The sequence below is a fragment of the Ruegeria sp. YKSF131 genome (genome assembly GCF_059612645.1).
In genome coordinates, this window is the sequence record NZ_JBXWQZ010000077.1 from 1 (window position 1) to 17,630 (window position 17,630).

Annotated in this window: 17 protein-coding genes; 12 read left to right on the plus strand and 5 right to left on the minus strand. The window is 59.7% G+C overall.

The genetic code is table 11. The annotated features are described in order from the left end of the window. The 11 genes from AC2FLZ_RS19630 to AC2FLZ_RS19680 all read left to right on the plus strand — a co-directional run. Positions 1–1,119 (plus strand): COG4223 family protein (locus AC2FLZ_RS19630; protein ID WP_496882633.1); only part of this gene is annotated, 1,119 nt, incomplete at its 5' end. Between the two features lie 10 nt (positions 1,120–1,129). After that, positions 1,130–2,623: a heme biosynthesis protein HemY gene (locus AC2FLZ_RS19635; protein WP_480519520.1), complete on the plus strand. Its 1,494-nt coding sequence runs from the start codon at positions 1,130–1,132 to the stop codon at positions 2,621–2,623. Between the two features lie 85 nt (positions 2,624–2,708). Beyond that, entirely contained in the window at positions 2,709–3,797 is a 1,089-nt protein-coding gene (locus tag AC2FLZ_RS19640) for an MHYT domain-containing protein (RefSeq protein ID WP_480519522.1), read from the plus strand. A gap of 139 nt (positions 3,798–3,936) precedes the next feature. Continuing rightward, a complete protein-coding gene (locus AC2FLZ_RS19645) occupies positions 3,937–4,770 on the plus strand; it encodes an FAD binding domain-containing protein (RefSeq protein ID WP_496882634.1) in 834 nt (277 codons plus the stop codon). A gap of 14 nt (positions 4,771–4,784) precedes the next feature. Continuing rightward, complete coding sequence (locus tag AC2FLZ_RS19650; RefSeq protein WP_496714603.1) at positions 4,785–5,279, plus strand: (2Fe-2S)-binding protein; 495 nt, start codon at positions 4,785–4,787, stop codon at positions 5,277–5,279. Further along, complete coding sequence (locus AC2FLZ_RS19655; RefSeq protein WP_267365528.1) at positions 5,276–7,693, plus strand: aerobic carbon-monoxide dehydrogenase large subunit; 2,418 nt, start codon at positions 5,276–5,278, stop codon at positions 7,691–7,693. The genes AC2FLZ_RS19650 and AC2FLZ_RS19655 overlap by 4 nt, the downstream gene beginning before the upstream one ends. Positions 7,694–7,797: 104 nt before the next feature. Continuing rightward, positions 7,798–8,664: an AAA family ATPase gene (locus AC2FLZ_RS19660; RefSeq protein ID WP_496714605.1), complete on the plus strand. Its 867-nt coding sequence runs from the start codon at positions 7,798–7,800 to the stop codon at positions 8,662–8,664. Continuing rightward, positions 8,664–9,854, plus strand: a complete 1,191-nt coding sequence (locus AC2FLZ_RS19665; RefSeq protein WP_496714661.1) for a vWA domain-containing protein — start codon at positions 8,664–8,666, stop codon at positions 9,852–9,854. Before AC2FLZ_RS19660 ends, AC2FLZ_RS19665 begins: the two co-directional genes overlap by 1 nt. A 13-nt stretch (positions 9,855–9,867) precedes the next feature. After that, positions 9,868–10,680 (plus strand): XdhC family protein, encoded by an 813-nt coding sequence (locus AC2FLZ_RS19670; protein WP_496714606.1) that lies wholly within the window; start codon positions 9,868–9,870, stop codon positions 10,678–10,680. Between the two features lie 99 nt (positions 10,681–10,779). Next, complete coding sequence (locus AC2FLZ_RS19675; RefSeq protein ID WP_480474467.1) at positions 10,780–11,232, plus strand: SRPBCC family protein; 453 nt, start codon at positions 10,780–10,782, stop codon at positions 11,230–11,232. Positions 11,233–11,495: 263 nt separating this feature from the next. Next, complete coding sequence (locus tag AC2FLZ_RS19680; protein ID WP_480519534.1) at positions 11,496–11,720, plus strand: hypothetical protein; 225 nt, start codon at positions 11,496–11,498, stop codon at positions 11,718–11,720. A gap of 82 nt (positions 11,721–11,802) precedes the next feature. On the opposite strand, the gene AC2FLZ_RS19685 is transcribed toward AC2FLZ_RS19680, so the two are convergent. Further along, the gene (locus AC2FLZ_RS19685; RefSeq protein WP_496882635.1) at positions 11,803–13,455 is read right to left on the minus strand and encodes a DUF6504 family protein; all 1,653 of its coding nucleotides are present in this window, start codon (positions 13,453–13,455) and stop codon (positions 11,803–11,805) included. 66 nt (positions 13,456–13,521) lie between these two features. Then, positions 13,522–13,812, minus strand: a complete 291-nt coding sequence (locus AC2FLZ_RS19690; protein WP_480474470.1) for an I78 family peptidase inhibitor — start codon at positions 13,810–13,812, stop codon at positions 13,522–13,524. Between the two features lie 130 nt (positions 13,813–13,942). Between AC2FLZ_RS19690 and AC2FLZ_RS19695 the strand changes: the two genes are divergently transcribed. Further along, positions 13,943–15,055 (plus strand): S-(hydroxymethyl)glutathione dehydrogenase/class III alcohol dehydrogenase, encoded by a 1,113-nt coding sequence (locus AC2FLZ_RS19695; RefSeq protein WP_267364409.1) that lies wholly within the window; start codon positions 13,943–13,945, stop codon positions 15,053–15,055. 59 nt (positions 15,056–15,114) lie between these two features. Here AC2FLZ_RS19695 and AC2FLZ_RS19700 read toward each other — a convergent pair whose 3' ends face one another. The 3 genes from AC2FLZ_RS19700 to AC2FLZ_RS19710 form a co-directional block, all read right to left on the minus strand. Continuing rightward, on the minus strand, positions 15,115–16,053 hold the full coding sequence (locus tag AC2FLZ_RS19700) for a DMT family transporter (protein WP_480555150.1): 939 nt from the start codon (positions 16,051–16,053) through the stop codon (positions 15,115–15,117). 153 nt (positions 16,054–16,206) lie between these two features. After that, entirely contained in the window at positions 16,207–16,620 is a 414-nt protein-coding gene (locus tag AC2FLZ_RS19705; protein WP_480519544.1) for a group III truncated hemoglobin, read from the minus strand. A gap of 48 nt (positions 16,621–16,668) precedes the next feature. Beyond that, a partial coding sequence (locus tag AC2FLZ_RS19710; RefSeq protein ID WP_496882636.1) for a helix-hairpin-helix domain-containing protein occupies positions 16,669–17,630 on the minus strand: 962 nt, incomplete at its 5' end.

The window sequence follows — 17,630 nt, forward strand, 5'->3', positions numbered from 1 at the left end:
GCCGAAGCCGAAGCCGAAGCCGAAGCCGAAGCCGAAGCCGAAGCCGAAGCCGAAGCCGAAGCCGAAGCCGAAGCCGAAGCCGAAGCCGAAGCCGAAGCCGAAGCCGAAGCCCCGGTCGCTGAAAAGACCGTCGAACGCGTAGTTGAAAAACGCGGCGGTTTCGTTCCGGCCCTGTTGGGTGGGGCGCTGGCCGCCGTTGCAGGTTTCGCGCTGGGCAATGGAGGGCTGTTGCCAACCGGCCCGGACAACTCGGGAGCGCTGGCAGAGCTGGAAGCAAAGCTAACAGAACAGTCGGACCAGATCGCCAAGCTGTCACAGGCGCTTGCAAACAGCCCTGATGTGTCTGGACTGGCAGATCAGGTCAAAACGTTGTCGGACAAGCTGACACCGGTTGAGAGCGACCTCGGCACGGTAAAATCCTCGGTTGATGCGCTGTCCGGTCAGGTCGCGCCATTGACGGACCGGGTCGCTGCGCTGGAAAAAGCCCCGATCGCCTCCACTGCCTCGCCCGAGGCAACCGCCGCGTTTGAGGCGGAACTGAAGAAACTTCAGGACTCGCTGGCGGCGCAACGGGCTGAAGTCGAAAAAATGGTTTCGGACGCTCAGGCTCTCGAAGCGAAAGCCTCGGCAGATGCACAAGCTGCAATGAATGCTGCCATTCTGGCGCGTCTGCGTGGACAGCTGGACACCGGCCAGCCTTTTTCGGAACTGGTTGCTGAACTGAAGGCAGGCGGTGTGAATGTACCGGACGCCCTGTCCGGCCCGTCGGAAAAAGGCGTGGAAACTCTGACCGCGCTACGGGCGTCGTTCGAGCCTGCGGCGCGAAATGCATTGGCCGAGGCGCGCGAGGCCGACAAAGGAACGGGTTTGGTCGCCTTCCTGCAACGTCAAACGGGTGCCCGTTCCGTCACGCCTCAGCAAGGTGATGGTCCAGACGCTGTTCTGTCGCGTGCGCAGGCTGAGCTTGCGAATGGCGACCTGACCAGAGCGTTGAATGAACTGAAATCACTTCCCGAAGTGGCGCAGGCTGCGATGGCCGATTGGGAGCAGGCGGCCGGGACACGAGCCTCCGCCATTGACGCCGTGAATACGCTGGCTTCCAGCCTGAACTCGAACTGAAGGACCTGCCATGCTGTGGTCATTGTTTAAGATCCTCGTTTTTGTTGCGATTATCGGCCTGCTGGCGCTGGGCGGTCACTTCCTGATGCAAACCAGCGGTGGGGTGCAGATCACCGTCGCGGGCACGGAATTCACCCTTGGGCCGCTTCAGTCGGTGATTGCGCTGGGTGTTCTGGTATTTGCGGTCTGGCTGTTCTTCAAACTGCTTAGTCTGTTGGTTGCGACGCTCAAATTCCTCAACGGCGACGAAACCGCCCTGTCGCGGTATTTCGACCGCAGCCGGGAACAGCGCGGCTATCAGGCGCTGGCCGATGGGTTGATGGCTTTGGCCTCGGGCGAGGGGCGCATTGCCATGACCAAGGCCAGTAAAGCCGAAAAGCTGTTGAACAAGCCGGAACTGACGGATCTTCTGGTGGCCCAAGCTGCCGAGATGACGGGTGACACCAAGAAAGCTTCGGACACCTACAAGAAACTGGTGACAAACAGTGCGACCCGGTTTGTCGGTGTGCGCGGTATCATGAAACAAAAGCTGGCCGAGGGAGATGATGAAACCGCCCGCAAGCTGGCCGAAAAGGCGCTGGCCATCAAACCGCGCCACGAAGAGACACAGGACGTACTGCTGAAATTGCAGACCAAGGCGCAGGATTGGGCTGGTGCCCGGTCGACGCTGACTTCCAAGTTGAAAGCCGGGTATCTGCCGCGCGACGTATTCAAACGCCGCGATGCGGTTCTGGCGCTGTCCGAAGCCAAGGGAATCCTGGATGAAGGCGCGACTGTCGAGCAACAGGAGCGCGCGATCGAAGCCAATCGCCTGTCGCCCGACCTGGTGCCTGCCGCCGCCATGGCGGCCCGAGCGTATATCGCCAAGGGCAAGTCCCGGGCAGCGACCAAAATCCTGAAAAAAGCGTGGGAAGTTCGTCCACATCCGGATCTGGCCCATGCCTTTGCCGAGATCGCGCCGGATGAAACCCCGGAACAACGGGTCAGGCGTTTTACGGCGCTGACACGCACCCATCCCGAAAATCTGGAAACCCGTCTAATCCTGGCCGAACTGAACATTGTGGCCGAAGACTTCCCCGAAGCCCGCCGTGCCCTGGGTGATGTCGTGGAAAAACGGGGTGACGCGCGCGCCTATACATTGATGGCCGCCATTGAACGCGGCGAGGGTGCCACCGACGCCGTTGTCCAAGGTTGGCTTGCCAAGGCACTGAACGCGCCGCGCGGCCCGCAATGGGTGTGCGACAACTGTCATGACATTCAACCCGAATGGGGACCTGTTTGTCAGAACTGCCACAGCTTCGATACGCTCAGTTGGCAAACGCCACAGACACCCGAGATTGCAACAGCGACCGGGGTTCACATGCTGCCCCTGATCGTCGGTGCACTTGAGAGCCAGACCGAAGAACCCGAAACAGTCGAGCCTGCGGAAGACGATGATGTGGTTGAAGTCTCAGTGGACGCTGTAGAGGTGGCGGACGACGCAGAGGCTCAGAAACAGGTCTGAGCCCTGCTGTTGCTAACTGTGAATTGTCGCAATCAATTCGGTTTGCTAACGTCATCCTCGCGTCGGGGAGGGCGTTCAAATCCAAATGCTGGACTACTCTCACAACACTTGGTTGGTGGTGGCTTCGCTTGCCGTGGCGCTCATGGCCGGGTTCACGGGTCTGTACCTGACGCACGGCGCGTCAAGGCTGGATAGCCAGCGGCGCAAGTTCGTGGTGGCATTGGCCGCTGTCATTCTGGGCGGCGGCATCTGGTCGATGCATTTCGTGGCGATGCTGGGGCTGCAACTGCCAATTCTGTTTTACTATGATGCCCTGATCACTCTGATGTCGGCACTGGTCGCGATCCTGATGGTCGGGCTGGCGTTGCTGCTGCTGCATTTCCGGCCTCGCTCGGTTCAGACGATGATCGGATCTGGTGTGATTGTCGGGCTGGGCATCGTCGCGATGCACTTTGTCGGGATGGCTGGTATGCAGCTTTGCCGCCCTGTCTATGACATTTTCGATGTTGCTCTGTCAGCACTGGCATCAGTAATCTTGTCGGTGGCTGCAATTTGGGTGGCTTATGGCAACCGGACACAACGGAACATCCTGCTTGGCACGGTTTGTTTCGGACTGGCGGTGTTCACAATGCATTTTGTTGCCACGGGCCTGACTGATTTCGTCGCGAGCGACAGCCTCGGCGGGGCGGGTCCAGCGCTGGATAATCAGGTTTTGGCAATGGGGGTGACGGTATCCGTTTTCCTGATCTGTGGCGCTTTCCTATTGACCGGTATCACGTTCATAGAACCAAAGCCCGTGGCTGCACCTGCCTCGGGACCTGTGTCGGAACCCGCCCCAATGCGCGCTGGTGTTCCGTATGAGCGCGAAGGCCAGACTTTTTTTGCGCATCCCGCGCGGATCGCCGCCATTCGGGCCGAGGGGCATTATACGGTTCTCTATATGGATGCAGAGAAACTGTTCTGCCCCTGGTCGATCACGGATGCGGAAACGCGACTTTTGCCCGAAGGCTTCCTGCGGGCGCATCGTAGCTATCTGGTGAACCCGAAACACGTCTCGCGCTTTGAACGTCACAAGGACAATGGCACCTGCTATTTCGATGGCGTTGACGCGCTGAGCAAGGTGCCGGTCAGCCGGTCCCGCCTGACGGATATTCGCGAAGCACTGGGATTGTAGGCGCAACTCGTGCAGTTCTTTCGCATTTCGTGAAACAAGCCGCGCGCTCCGTTTTCCTTAACTGGATCAGTTAAATCCGCCGTTCTTTCCTTACCTCAGGTCCCCCAAGGCATATCGCCCGGACCCAGGGAGGAAAAACATGATACCAGCCGGCTTTGAGTATCACCGGCCAGGCGACATTGCCTCGGCCATCGGCATTCTACAGGAATACGGGGACGAGGCGCGCGTGATCGCGGGCGGGCATAGCCTGATCCCGATGATGAAGCTTCGCATGGCCGAGATGGGTCATCTGGTCGATCTTCAGGCCATCGAAGAGCTTAAGGGGATTGAGGTCGGGCCTGACACCGTTACTTTGGGTGCGATGGTCACGCAGCACGAGCTGATCACCCATGGGGATCTGGCCGGTGCCATTCCGCTGATCCGCGAGGCGGCTCTTCAGATTGCGGATCCGCAAGTGCGCTACATGGGTACTGTCGGTGGCAATGTGGCCAATGGTGACCCGGGCAATGACATGCCGGGGCTGATGCAGTGCTTGAACGCCTCGTTCGAGTTGTCCGGCCCGGACGGGAAGCGGACAGTTGCCGCGCGTGATTTTTATGAGGCCGCGTATTTTACCGCCCGCGAAGATGAAGAAATCCTGACCCGGATTTCGATCCCTGTACCGGGTACAGGCGTGGGGCAGGCCTATCAAAAGCAAAAGCGCAAGATAGGGGATTATGCGACCGCCGCCGCGGCTGTGATGGTTGGCAACGGTCATGCCTCTGTTGCGATGACCAATCTGGCCGACACGCCCATCTGGTCGGATGAGGCCAGCACGGCGCTGGCCGGTGGCGATGTCGAAGGGTGCGTTGCCGCAATGCTAGACGCGATCGATCCGGTCGCTGACAACCGCGGCCCCGTCGAATTCAAGAAACACGTGGCCGCCGTGGTGCTGCGCCGCGCCATCGACCATGCTCAAAGCCGCGCGGGCTGAGGGGGAGGGAACCAATGTCTAAAATGCATGTCAAACTGACCGTAAACGGCAAGCAGGTAGAAGGTCTGGCCGAGCCACGTACGCTGCTGATCCACTTCCTGCGGGAAGACCTGAAAATCACCGGTCCACATATCGGTTGTGAAACCAGCCATTGCGGTGCCTGCACCGTGGATATCGACGGCAAGTCGGTCAAATCCTGCACCGCCTTTGTAGCGCAGGTAAACGGTGCTGAGATCACAACCGTTGAAGGCCTGACCAATGATGATGGCAGCCTTGGAGTGTTGCAGGAAATGTTTCGTGAACATCACGGGCTGCAATGTGGGTTCTGCACGCCGGGCATGATCACCCGGGCGCATCGTCTGTTGCTGGAGAATCCGAACCCGACCGAGGAGGAAATCCGTTTCGGTATGGCCGGAAACCTATGCCGCTGCACAGGATACCAGAATATCGTCAAGGCGATCTCGGCTTCGGCTGACTTGCTCCATGCACAGAAGGAGGCCGCGGAATGAACGACCAGACTCTGACCCCCGAAGAACGCGCAGCCAACCTCAAAGGTATGGGCTGCGCCCGAAAGCGCGTCGAGGACGTGCGTTTCACCCAGGGCAAGGGTAATTACGTCGATGACATCAAGCTGGACGGGATGCTGTTTGGTGATTTTGTGCGATCTCCTTACGCTCATGCCCGCGTCGTCAGCGTGAACAAAGAGGCGGCCTTGGCACTGCCCGGCGTGATCGCCGTTTTGACCGCCGAAGACCTGTCGCCTTTGGGTTTGCATTGGATGCCGACACTGGCCGGTGACAAGCAGATGGTGCTTGCCGATGGCAAGGTGCTGTTCCAGGGCCAGGAAGTTGCCTATGTCGTGGCCGAAGACCGCTATGTCGCGGCGGATGCCGTTGAACTGGTCGAGGTCGAATACGAAGAGCTTCCAGTTATCACGGACCCGTTCGAATCGTTGAAGTCGGACGTGGTGCTCCGCGAAGATCTGGAAGGTCAGACCGAAGGCGCACATGGGCCGCGTAAGCATCACAACCACATCTTCACGTGGGAACAGGGCGACAAGGACGCGACCGAAGCTGTGCTGGCCGAGGCAGACGTGGTCGCCGAAGAGATGATCTATTACCACCGCACTCATCCGTGCCCGCTTGAGACCTGCGGTTGCGTGGCGTCGATGGACAAGGTGACCGGCAAGCTGACGCTCTACGGAACGTTCCAGGCCCCTCATGCAATCCGGACAGTAGTGTCGCTGATTTCGGGGCTGGCCGAGCACAATATCCGCGTGATCAGCCCCGATATCGGTGGTGGGTTTGGCAACAAGGTGGGGGCCTACGCAGGCTATGTGTGCTCGGTGGTGGCCTCGATAGTTACCGGCAAACCGGTGAAATGGGTCGAGGACCGGATGGAAAACCTGATGTCCACTGCCTTTGCCCGTGACTACTGGATGCAGGGGAAGATTGCCGCCACCAAAGATGGAAAGATCACTGGATTGTGGTGTCATACCACGGCGGATCACGGCGGTTTCGACGCGTGTGCCGACCCGACCAAATTCCCTGCCGGGTTCATGAATATCTGCACCGGGTCTTATGACATCCCGACTGCCTATCTGGCAGTGGATGGTGTCTATACCAACAAGGCGCCGGGCGGTGTGGCCTATCGCTGTTCCTTCCGCGTGACCGAAGCTGCCTATTTCATCGAACGCATGATCGAGGTTCTGGCCATCAAGCTGAACATGGACGCGGCCGAGTTGCGTCGGATCAACTTCATCAAGGCAGATCAGTTCCCCTATCAATCCGCGCTGGGCTGGGAATATGACTCGGGCGATTATCACACGGCCTGGGACAAAGCGCTGAAGGCTGTGAACTATGAGGGTCTGCGGGCGGAACAGGCACAGCGGATTGCGGATTTCAAGGAAGGAAAAACGCGCAAGCTGCTGGGCATTGGTCTGACACATTTCACGGAAATCGTCGGGGCCGGACCGGTGAAGAACTGCGATATCCTCGGGCTGGGGATGTTCGACAGCTGCGAGATTCGCATTCATCCGACCGGATCAGCGATTGCGCGGCTTGGAACGATCAGCCAAGGCCAGGGCCATGCCACAACCTTTGCCCAGATCATCGCCAGTGAAATCGGCCTGCCCGCCGATGACATCACGCTGGAAGAGGGTGACACGGATACCGCACCTTACGGGCTTGGGACTTATGGGTCCCGGTCTACTCCGGTCGCTGGCGCGGCCACAGCAATGGCGGCCCGCAAAATTCGGGCAAAAGCCCAGATGATCGCGGCCTATCTGCTGGAGGTGCACGACAACGATGTCGAATGGGACGTGGATCGCTTCGCTGTCAAAGGCGCGCCTGAGCGGTTCAAGACCATGAAGGAAATCGCATTCGCCGCCTATAATCAGGCCATTCCCGGGTTGGAGCCGGGTCTGGAGGCCGTCAGTTACTATGACCCGCCCAATATGACTTATCCGTTCGGGGCCTATATCTGTGTCATGGAGATTGACGTGGATACTGGTGAATGGGAAGTCCGGCAGTTTTATGCGCTGGATGACTGCGGCACCCGGATCAACCCGATGATCATCGAGGGTCAGGTCCATGGCGGTGTGACCGAGGCGTTGGCCATCGCGATGGGTCAGGAGATTGCCTATGATGACATGGGCAATGTGAAAACCGGTACGCTGATGGACTTCTTCCTGCCGACCGCGTGGGAGACGCCGAACTATACTACCGACCATACGGTGACCCCGTCCCCGCACCATCCGATTGGCGCAAAGGGTGTGGGGGAAAGCCCAAATGTCGGCGGTGTGCCCGCGTTCTCGAACGCAGTGCATGACGCGTTCCGACCCTTTGGACTGGTGCAGAGCCATATGCCGCACGACCACTGGCGGATTTGGAAGATTGCCAATGGTCTGGGGATGCATGGGTGAATGGGATCGGACCGGCTGTTGCCGGTCCGACCGACGGAGGGGGCTCTGCCCCCTCCGAACCTCGCCCGGGATATTTGGGGCCAGATGAAGATAGGATCCTGGTTTTGACCTTGAAAGATGTGCAGAACGGGTTGGTTGCGCAGGGCTATGTTGCCGATGATCGGTTGGCCATGGCGTTGCATCTTGCGCAACAACTTGGGCGCCCGTTGTTGCTGGAGGGGCCGGCGGGTGTGGGGAAAACCGAAGTTGCGAAAGCGGTGGCAACCTGGCGCGATACGCGATTGATACGTCTGCAGTGCTACGAAGGTCTGGATGCCAGCCATGCCATCTATGAATGGAATTATCAAAGACAGCTATTGGCGATCCGGGCGAGCGAAGCGCAGGGTGGCGTCGCGGAGGCGCAGCTGTTTTCGGATGAATATTTGCTGAAAAGGCCTTTGTTAGAGGCTATCTCGGAAACAAAACCTCCGGTTCTGTTGATTGATGAGATTGATCGGGCGGATGAGGAGTTTGAAGCCTACCTTCTGGAAATCCTGTCAGACTTTCAGATCACGATACCCGAGCTGGGAACTGTGCAGGCACAAGTTCGGCCTGTCGTCATTCTGACGGCCAACGGGACGCGGGATTTGTCGGATGCGCTGCGCAGAAGATGTTTGTACAGCTTTCTTGACTATCCTTCGAGAGAGACCGAATTGGCGATCCTGCGGGCACGACTGCCTGAAATTGAGGGGATTCTAGCGCGTCAGATCATTGGGGTTGTGCAGGCGCTGCGTCAGGAAGACCTTGAGAAGAAACCGGGCATCGCCGAGATGCTGGATTGGGCAGCGGCCCTGTCCGGGTTGGGTGTCAATGATCTGGCCAAATCCCGCGAAGACGTGCAGGCGACGCTAGTGTGTTTGCTGAAAACTGCCGCAGATTACAATGCGGCACCGCCCGAAGTGATGGATCGCCTGATCGGAAAGGTCGCGTGATGCAGGCCACGCGCTTTCCCGCCCGGGCCTTGGGGCTTGCTGACCGCATGTCGGGTTTCATAGCGCATTTGCGCATGAATGGCATGCAATTGGGCGCCTTGTATGCGGGGGACGCGCTTGCCGCCCTATCCGAAGTGGATGCAACGGATGCCAATCAAGCCCGGCAAGCCATGTGCGCGGTCTTGACCGGAGACGCGGACGATTGGCGCAGGTTTGATGAACTGTACGATGCTTATTGGTTCAACGCTGGTGCGCAGCGTTCGGGAAAAGCGAAAAACAAGCATGTGCGGGTGCAGTCCGCCAAGCCAATGATCTGGCAGACCAGAACTCAAGCTGAAGACGAACCACGATCCGGGTCAGCACAAGAGGCCACTATGCCTGACTGCGGTGAAGGGGAAGCCGAAGGGGTGGACGGCAAGTTGATCGCCACGCGAACGGCCAACCTGTCACGCCGGGATTTGCGAGAGTTAATGGACGACGAGGCCCTAAAGCAGGCTGAAACAGCCGCGCTGGCCTTGGCGCGGGCTTTTCGGGACAGGCGATCGCGCCGCCGGAAACGGGCGTTGCGCGGGGCTGTTCTGGACATGCGCCGAATACAGCGCGCCAGTCTGGCGCGAGGCGGTGAGCCGCTGGACCTGTATCGCCGAGCGCGGCCGCCGCGCCCGATGCAGATTGTGGCATTGTGCGACGTGAGCGGCTCGATGACCGTGTACTCACGTGTGTTTCTGGCTTTCCTGAAAGGGTTGATCGGCAGCGGGATCAAAGCAGATGCGTATTTGTTTCACACGCGATTGATGCGGGTTACAGATGCGTTACGCGACCATGATACTCTCCGGGCCGCGGGTCGGTTGTCGCTGATGGCCGAAGGCTTCGGCGGCGGCACCGATATTTCCGGCAGTCTTGAGCGATTTCTGTCGGGATACGGCGCGCGGGCACTGAACGGGCGTACTGTCGTTCTGATCCTGTCGGACGGATATTGCAGTTCTGATCCGCAGGCTCTGGGGGATATGCTTGCGCGTATCAGGCGCAAGGCACGCCGTATCGTCTGGCTGAACCCCTTGAAGGGCTGGAAGGACTATCAACCAATTGCGGCAGCGATGCAGGCGGCTGAACCCTATCTGGATGCGCATTTACCGGCCAATACGCTGGATGCATTGGCGGCGCTTGAGCTGCAGTTCCAAAAGCTGTGAAAGGAGTCTGACCTTGGCGAATTTCGACATTTTTGACACCATCGATCAGCTGCGCGGAACCGGAGAGGCCTTTTGTGTGGCGACGGTTTTGCGCACGGCGGATGCGACCTCGGCCAAAGCTGGGGGGAAGGCGGCGGTTACCCAGGCGGGTGAAATTCTGGGTCATCTTGGTGGGGCTTGTGTGCAACGCGCGGTCCGGGCAGCGGCGCAACAGGCTTGGGCGTCCGGAATGCCGCAGATAATCCGTGTCAAACCTTCGGAAAAGGTGGTGAACATGACGGATCCCGATGGTGTACAAACATTCAGAAGTGGGTGCCCGTCCGGCGGTACCGTTGATCTATTGGTCGAGCCCTATCAACACGCGCCCCGGCTGGTGATTTTCGGCGAGGGGTTGATTGCCAAAGCTCTGGCGGCGCATGGATCTTTGGCGGGGTTTCGTACGGTTGTCGAGGATGGGCTTGATATTGCTGGAAACCATGTGCGGTTCGCCTTGGAACAGGTCGATGTGTTGGGCGTGGAGCCGCGGGACTATGTCGTGGTGGCTGCGCAGGGGCGCAGCGATGCGTCCGCCTTGAAGGCTGCATTGGAAACCGATGCGGCACGCGTGTCGATGGTGGCCAGTCGCCGCAAGGCAGCTGCCCTGACTGCAAAGCTTATCGCCCAGGGATTGGACCCTTTGAAGGTTGAGCGCCTGAAATCTCCGGCGGGCTTGGACTTATATGCCATAGACCCGCATGAGATCGCCCTGTCGATTTTGGCTGAGATCGTGATGTGGCGGAACGGTGAAAAGGCAGCAAAGGTGTCGCATGATGAAAAGCTTGCTTGAACGCCTTTACCGCATGTGGCCTGCGTGGCTGGAACAAAGGATAGCCAAGGTTGCAACGTGCGTATTCCGAAGATGTTGTTGAACAAAGGAAAGACCTGAATGGAACTGACTGATGAAATCCGTATCGCAGCGCCACGGGACGTCGTTTACCGCGCGCTTAACGATCCCGACATATTGATGGAATGCATCCCGGGATGTGAGGAACTGACGCAGAAATCACCAACCGAGCTTGAGGCGAAAGTTGTTCTGAAAATAGGCCCGGTCAAAGCGCGCTTTGCAGGTGAGGTCACATTGGACACGGCCAATGCACCAAATGGGTTTTCCTTGATGGGTGAAGGCAAGGGCGGGGCGGCTGGATTTGCCAAGGGCGGCGCAGACGTATCGTTGACCGAAGAAGGGGACGAAACCGTGCTGAAATACACGGCGAAGGTTGATGTTGGTGGCAAGATTGCTCAGCTCGGCAGTCGGTTGATTGCGGGAACCGCCAAGAAGTTGTCGGCAAAGTTTTTTACGCGGTTCGGAGAGATCGTGTCAGAGCAGTCGGCTGCATGATCCGGAGCGTTCCATAGCCTAGAGGTTATCAAAGCAGGGACCACTGTCGACAAGGCGGGGAAACCCGCCGTCAACCGAAGGAGTGGCAATCGGCGGTATCTGCAAATTCTCAGTCAAGACAACGCTCTTCAGAGAGAGCTGCGAACACGTCCGTCAACGGAGGGTTGAAAATTGGGTTCTGCCCATAAAAATTTGGCTTTTCCCGAAATAACCGGTAGATTTTCTGTAAAAGGTGGAAAACACCGGAGGCAGTAAGAGAGCAGATGTCACAGGCAAAAACTCGTGTTTTGCGGACCACGATACCTGCCGGTCTTGTAGGCAAACGGGACGGTCTTTTTTTCTTGTGGGGCGAGATTGAGCGCGCCCGTTTGAAAATTGAAGACGGAGGCCGTCAGGACGCTGCAACGCCGGACGGGCCAAGTGTAAACATGGCGGGCGCAACCAGAAGGTTGGTGCAGATACCGGTGGACGAGTTCATTTTCTTCTGATGGCAAGGTCTGGACGGGATTGGCTGTTTACAAACGGCAATGCCGCTCGCCGGATCTGTAGATTTACTGAGGGAAATAGACCCTAACCAAACTGCCCGTGACAGAACCAGCCTGCAGACATGGTTCCGCCATGGCCGTAAAACAGCCACAACCGCTCGCCCTGCTGTGTCACCACAACCCAGTAGTCCCGCACGCCGCTGCGCCAGTTCGGGTCATCCAGCCACCATTCCGGTGCGATCCGTTCCGGGCCGGTGGCCTGCGCCAGCTGCCAGTTACGTCCGCGCCAGCGAAAGGCGCTGGGCACGTCGGGGGTTTCCGGGGCCATTACCGGCTCAGGCTGCCACATCAGCAGGGGGCGCGGGCGTGGCGGCACAGGCCAGTCGCGCGCAGGTTCCGACCATGCCGCCGCCAGCGTTTGCGCCGTTTTCTCAGGGATGTGCGAGGCCGCCGGATGGCGCCGGGTGATCGCCTCAAGCCCCACCCGCGCGCCCAGCTTGCCGATCAGGTCATCCACGGCGGTATTGCCCGCCAGCCGGTTGCGGGCCACACGGCGGGCTTCGGCATGGCCGGCCACGGTACGGGCGTGGATGGGTTCCGTCTGCACCGCCTCAAGCCGCAGCATGTCGATGCCGTAGCCTGCGTCGATCTTGTCGATTTTCATCTCTAACAAAGGGCGAATGCGGTGTTTATCGTAAGTTGGGCGGGCCAGACCGACCTCGATAACCTCAGCCGCCTGATCGGCACGGTGCGCCTCCAGCCGCAGGGTGCGGGCACCGTGCCCCTTTTCTTCCAGCTTGGTGCAAAGCGTTGGCAGAACCCGATCAACCGCAGCCATGACATCCTCAACCAGACCAATCGGGTTGGGCAGGGTCATCCGGACCGCGAAGTGATGCGGCGGGCGGGCGGGCGAGACAGGCTCGGGCGCGCTGCCCATGGCCTGATCCAACCGCAGAACCAGCCCGCGCCCAAACCTCCGCGCAAGGCTGGCGCGGGGTTGGCCCAGCAGATCGCCGATGCGGCGCAGGCCCAGACGGTTCAGCTGCACGACAACCTGATCGTCCAACCGCAGCGCGGCGATGGGCAGGGGGCTGAGTGCGCCATAAGATTGCCCCGGCGGTGCGATCCGCGCGCCTCCGCCCAGGGCCCTCACTTGCGGCGCGGTGCCGCCTTTGGTCCAGTGCCGCCGTTTGCCCGCCCGGGCGCGGGTGGCACGGGCCTCCTGACTGATGGCGTCGCCATTGCGGTCGGATGTGGCCGCTTGCCCCGCATAGCGCGCCAAAGCCCAGGCTGCGCCCAGCGTGTCGGCGATGCCCATCTGTACGCTGAGGCCCATATCCGCGCAGTCGGTTTCAAGAACGTTCAGCAACGCCTCCTCTCCGCCAAACAGATGGGCGCAACCTGACAGATCGACGATCAGCCCGTCCGAGGCCTCTTCGGCCACCCATGGGCTGAACTTTCCCGCCCAGCGACGCAACGCGGCCAGGAACGCGGCTTCGGCCGGGGCGTTACGGTGGCGCGTGATCAGGTTGGCACACATGGCATGAGCATCCCGCACTGGCTGGCCTACACGTAGCCCGACAGCCTGCGCATCGGCATTCACTGAGGTAATAACCTGCATGTTCGACTGCTCGGCCACGATGGCCAAAGGTCCGGTATGCAGCCCCCGCGCAGCGCGGATCAGCCGTTCAGCCCCCAGGCGAGGGAACCATAGCGAAAGTATTCGGCGTTTGGGCATTTTCAAGCATCATAATGTTCTTGCTTTGTTCTTAAGTTAGAATCGATGCCTGAGTCGAGTCCGCCCTTATCCGCAGGTCAGCCGCTGGATGATCCCGTCACCATTCACGTATACGTTTAGCCGGTCGATGCGGTAATCCTGCGTGGCGATGTCATCCGGCCCCAGCACGCGCGACCGCGCGGGCAGGTTTGCCTGAATGGTTGAAACCGGCTGGCCAACGGTATCCGAAAAATCTTCGCCCTGACAAAAGGCCAGATCGACCGGGGCAGGTTCCGGCGGCAGCAAAGCGTCTTCGGGCGCAGGCGGAGTCTCAGCGCAGGCCGCCAGAAAGATCAGGATCGGGAAAAATCGGTGCATTGGCGTTCCTCATTCTGGCAATGTCGTTTCTGCAATATCAATTAATTAGCCAATCTGCCATGAAAGCACGGTTGAAAACACCCTGCAATTGACGCAGGGTCGGGGCAAAAGTGACAGGGAGATAAGTACCATGCGTACCCGTGCCGCCGTCGCCATTCAGGCAGGCAAACCTTTGGAAGTGATGGATGTAAACCTCGAAGGCCCCAAGGCGGGCGAGGTTCTGGTCGAGATCAAGGCCACCGGCATCTGTCATACCGACGAATTCACTCTGTCGGGTGCCGACCCCGAAGGCTTGTTTCCGGCCATTCTGGGCCATGAAGGCGCAGGCGTGGTGGTCGAGGTCGGCCCAGGAGTGACCAGCCTGAAGCCGGGCGATCATGTGATCCCGCTTTACACCCCCGAATGTCGCGAGTGTGAATACTGTCTGCACCCCAAGACCAACCTGTGTCAGGCGATCCGGGAAACCCAGGGCAAGGGTCTGATGCCCGATGGCACCTCTCGTTTCTCGACCTTGGATGGCGATCCGATCCTGCATTACATGGGCTGCTCGACCTTCTCGAACCACACGGTTCTGCCTGAAATCGCGCTGGCCAAGGTGCGCGAGGATGCGCCGTTCGACAAGATCTGCTATATCGGCTGTGGTGTCACAACCGGTATCGGCGCGGTCATCAACACGGCCAAGGTGGAAATCGGCAGCCGTGCAATCGTGTTTGGTCTGGGCGGTATCGGCCTGAACGTCATTCAGGGCCTGCGTCTGGCCGGAGCAGACCAGATCGTTGGCGTCGACCTGAATCCCTCCAAGGTGGAAATGGCCACCAGGTTCGGCATGACCGACTTCGTGAACCCGTCAGAGGTTGAAGGCGATCTGGTGCCGTATCTCGTCAACCTGACCAAGGGCGGTGCGGATTATACGTTTGACGCCACAGGCAATGTCGGCGTGATGCGTGCAGCACTTGAATCGGCGCATAAGGGCTGGGGTGAGTCGATCATCATTGGCGTGGCACCTGCAGGGGCCGAAATTTCGACCCGGCCATTCCAGCTGGTCACCGGCCGGTCGTGGCGCGGTACCGCATTTGGTGGTGCGCGTGGGCGCACGGACGTGCCCAAGATCGTCGACTGGTACATGGAGGGCAAGATCGAGATCGACCCGATGATCACCCACACCATGGGTCTGGACGACATCAACCACGGCTTCGACCTGATGCATAAGGGCGAAAGCATCCGGTCGGTGGTTATCTACTAAGGGTAAACACCAAAGTTCTCGAAAACGGCGCGCTGATCGGTGCGCCGTTTTTGTTGAACCTACTTTCCAGGTCGTGTTGCCCCTGTGTCTGCCCGGGGTGAACGAACCCGCAGAACCGGGGTATTGGCCGAGGTGGTGTTGGCCCGGCTTTCTCGCCACACAACATAGACGCCGGACGCGATGATGATGCTGGCCCCGACGGCGACCCAGATGTCAGGGCGCTCGTCGAAGAAGATCATGCCAAACAGCGTTGCCCAGATGATCTGGCTGTACTGGCTGGGGGCGACGACACCGGCGGGCGCGGCGCGGTAGGCCAGAATGATCAGGTGTTGCGCGATGACCGAGAACACCCCGACCAGCGCCATCATCGCCAGATGCAGCAGGGAAGGCGGCTGATATACAGCCGGTTGGGCAAGGCTCATCACAACGATGGCCAATAGCATCGGATAGAGGATCAGCACGGCCGAGCGTTCCTCATTCCCGATCTTGCGCACCAGAACCGAGGCGAAGGCGCTGCAGAAGGCGGCCATCAGGGCGGCCATATGGCCCAATGTGATATCCGTTGCACCGGGGCGCAGAACGATCAGGACGCCAATCAGGCCGACGCCAACCGCAGCCCAGCGCTGGGCGCGGACCACTTCCCCCAAAATCGGGATTGACAGCACCGTGACGATCAGCGGGAATGAAAACAGCAGGGAATAGACCTCGGCCAGTGGCAGAACCGAAAACGCGTAAAATGCGCAGGACATGGCCGTAACCATCAGGCCCGAGCGCAGCAATACCAGCCATGGGTGATGCGGCAGAAAGTTCCCCGTCGTTCGGTCGGTCAGGATCGTGACCGCCATTGGAACGAAAGAAAACAGCGTGGCAAAAAAGATGATCTGCATCACTGAATAGGTGCCGCCCAGCACCTTGATCAGCGCATCGTGGCTGGCAAAGACGGCAAATCCCAGAAATGCATAGCCAAGCCCCCCAAGGGTGTTGTTTTGAGCGCTCATCGATCCGGCCTCGGCCTATGTTGGTGTGGTGACGATACATCGTGGCAGCGCAGGCAGGGTTCCTGGCTGTCTTTATTGCTGCTTAACCCTATTCTGAGGGCACGAATAGCCCTTATTTTACCGCTAACATGTCAAAACTACCATGATCTGGGATCATCGCAGGATCGGCGGCGCATCTTTGGGCTGTCGTGCGGATTGAACACCTGCCTTCATGCCGACACCGATGCGGCGGGCCAAGACGACCCATGGGGTGGCCGTTTCCGCGGGCAGGGTCCGGGTGGCGACCTCTTCGAACAGATCCAGCCAATGGGCAAAGAACTCCGGTTTCACATCGGGCCGTTCGATATGGACCCGTTGCGGATTACCGTCATAGCAGCGCTCATACAGGATGGCATTGCGCCAGAAGGCGGCGATCTTGTCCTCATGCGCGGGCCAGTCGGTGACGTGGTTTGCGAATACGGGCCCAAGTACCGCGTCTTGCCGGACACGGGCATAAAAGGCGCGAACTTGCGCGTTGATTTGCTCGGGCGTCGCGGGAAAGCGCGGGGGAAGGATGGGTCTGGTCATGACAGCCTGAATTTCGACTCTGTTTTCGGCAGATAGGGTGTTCCGGCGTTACGGAACAGAGGTGGTTTTGTCGCGCCCATCCGGCGTCAGCAGATGCCGCAGCAGGGCCACCGGGTGCGCCCGCAGGCTGAGGCGGGTGGCGACGTAATCTTCGACCACCTGCTCGCCCAGCGTCATCTGTGGCAGGTAAGCCTTGGGTTCATCCAGCGCCTCGCCCTCCAAGTCCTGCGAGAACAGTGGCAGAGGTTTGGCGGTGGCAATTGCCTTGGCCTGCCAGAGCGCCTCGCGCCGGGTCAGGTCGCAGGCGGCGAAGGCATCAGCCTCGGCCAGCCGTTCGATCACCGACGGCCCAAGGCCTGCGCGGCGCCAGACATCGTCGACCTGGGTGTAGCCATTGCCGCGTGCGGCGGTCAGCCAGCTGGCGTCTTCCTCGCTCAGGCCCTTGATCTGGCGAAAGCCCAGCCGCAGCGCCAGACCGCCATGGCCATCAGGCTCCATCACATTGTCCCAAAAGCTGGCATTGATGCAGACCGGGCGCACCTGCACCCCATGTTCGCGCGCATCCCGCACAATCTGGGCCGGCGCGTAGAACCCCATCGGCTGCGAGTTCAGCAGGGCGCAGGCGAAGATGCCCGGATGGTGGCATTTGATCCAGGCAGAGGCATAGACCAGCAGCGCAAAACTGGCCGCGTGGCTTTCCGGGAAACCGTACGAGCCGAAGCCTTCGATCTGGGAAAAGCAACGTTCCGCGAAATCCTGTTCATACCCGTTGCGTTTCATCCCGCGCAAAAAGAGCGCGCGGAATTCGCTGACATTGCCATGTTTCTTGAAGGTTGCCAGCGACCGCCGCAGCCGATCGGCCTGTTCCGGGGTGAAGCCCGCGCCGACAATGGCGATCTGCATCGCCTGTTCCTGAAACAACGGCACACCCAGCGTTTTGCCCAATACCTCGCCCAGCGCGTCCGAGGGGAAGCAGACCTCCTCCTCGCCATTACGGCGGCGGATATAGG

Coding starts and splice junctions, on each gene's coding strand:
- AC2FLZ_RS19650 (WP_496714603.1), top strand. CDS start 4,785: ATGTCTAAAATGCATGTCAAACTGACCGTAAACGGCAAGCAGGTAGAA.
- AC2FLZ_RS19700 (WP_480555150.1), bottom strand. CDS start 16,053: ATGAGCGCTCAAAACAACACCCTTGGGGGGCTTGGCTATGCATTTCTG.
- AC2FLZ_RS19695 (WP_267364409.1), top strand. CDS start 13,943: ATGCGTACCCGTGCCGCCGTCGCCATTCAGGCAGGCAAACCTTTGGAA.
- AC2FLZ_RS19675 (WP_480474467.1), top strand. CDS start 10,780: ATGGAACTGACTGATGAAATCCGTATCGCAGCGCCACGGGACGTCGTT.
- AC2FLZ_RS19655 (WP_267365528.1), top strand. CDS start 5,276: ATGAACGACCAGACTCTGACCCCCGAAGAACGCGCAGCCAACCTCAAA.
- AC2FLZ_RS19645 (WP_496882634.1), top strand. CDS start 3,937: ATGATACCAGCCGGCTTTGAGTATCACCGGCCAGGCGACATTGCCTCG.
- AC2FLZ_RS19705 (WP_480519544.1), bottom strand. CDS start 16,620: ATGACCAGACCCATCCTTCCCCCGCGCTTTCCCGCGACGCCCGAGCAA.
- AC2FLZ_RS19635 (WP_480519520.1), top strand. CDS start 1,130: ATGCTGTGGTCATTGTTTAAGATCCTCGTTTTTGTTGCGATTATCGGC.
- AC2FLZ_RS19680 (WP_480519534.1), top strand. CDS start 11,496: ATGTCACAGGCAAAAACTCGTGTTTTGCGGACCACGATACCTGCCGGT.
- AC2FLZ_RS19690 (WP_480474470.1), bottom strand. CDS start 13,812: ATGCACCGATTTTTCCCGATCCTGATCTTTCTGGCGGCCTGCGCTGAG.
- AC2FLZ_RS19640 (WP_480519522.1), top strand. CDS start 2,709: ATGCTGGACTACTCTCACAACACTTGGTTGGTGGTGGCTTCGCTTGCC.
- AC2FLZ_RS19665 (WP_496714661.1), top strand. CDS start 8,664: ATGCAGGCCACGCGCTTTCCCGCCCGGGCCTTGGGGCTTGCTGACCGC.
- AC2FLZ_RS19685 (WP_496882635.1), bottom strand. CDS start 13,455: ATGCCCAAACGCCGAATACTTTCGCTATGGTTCCCTCGCCTGGGGGCT.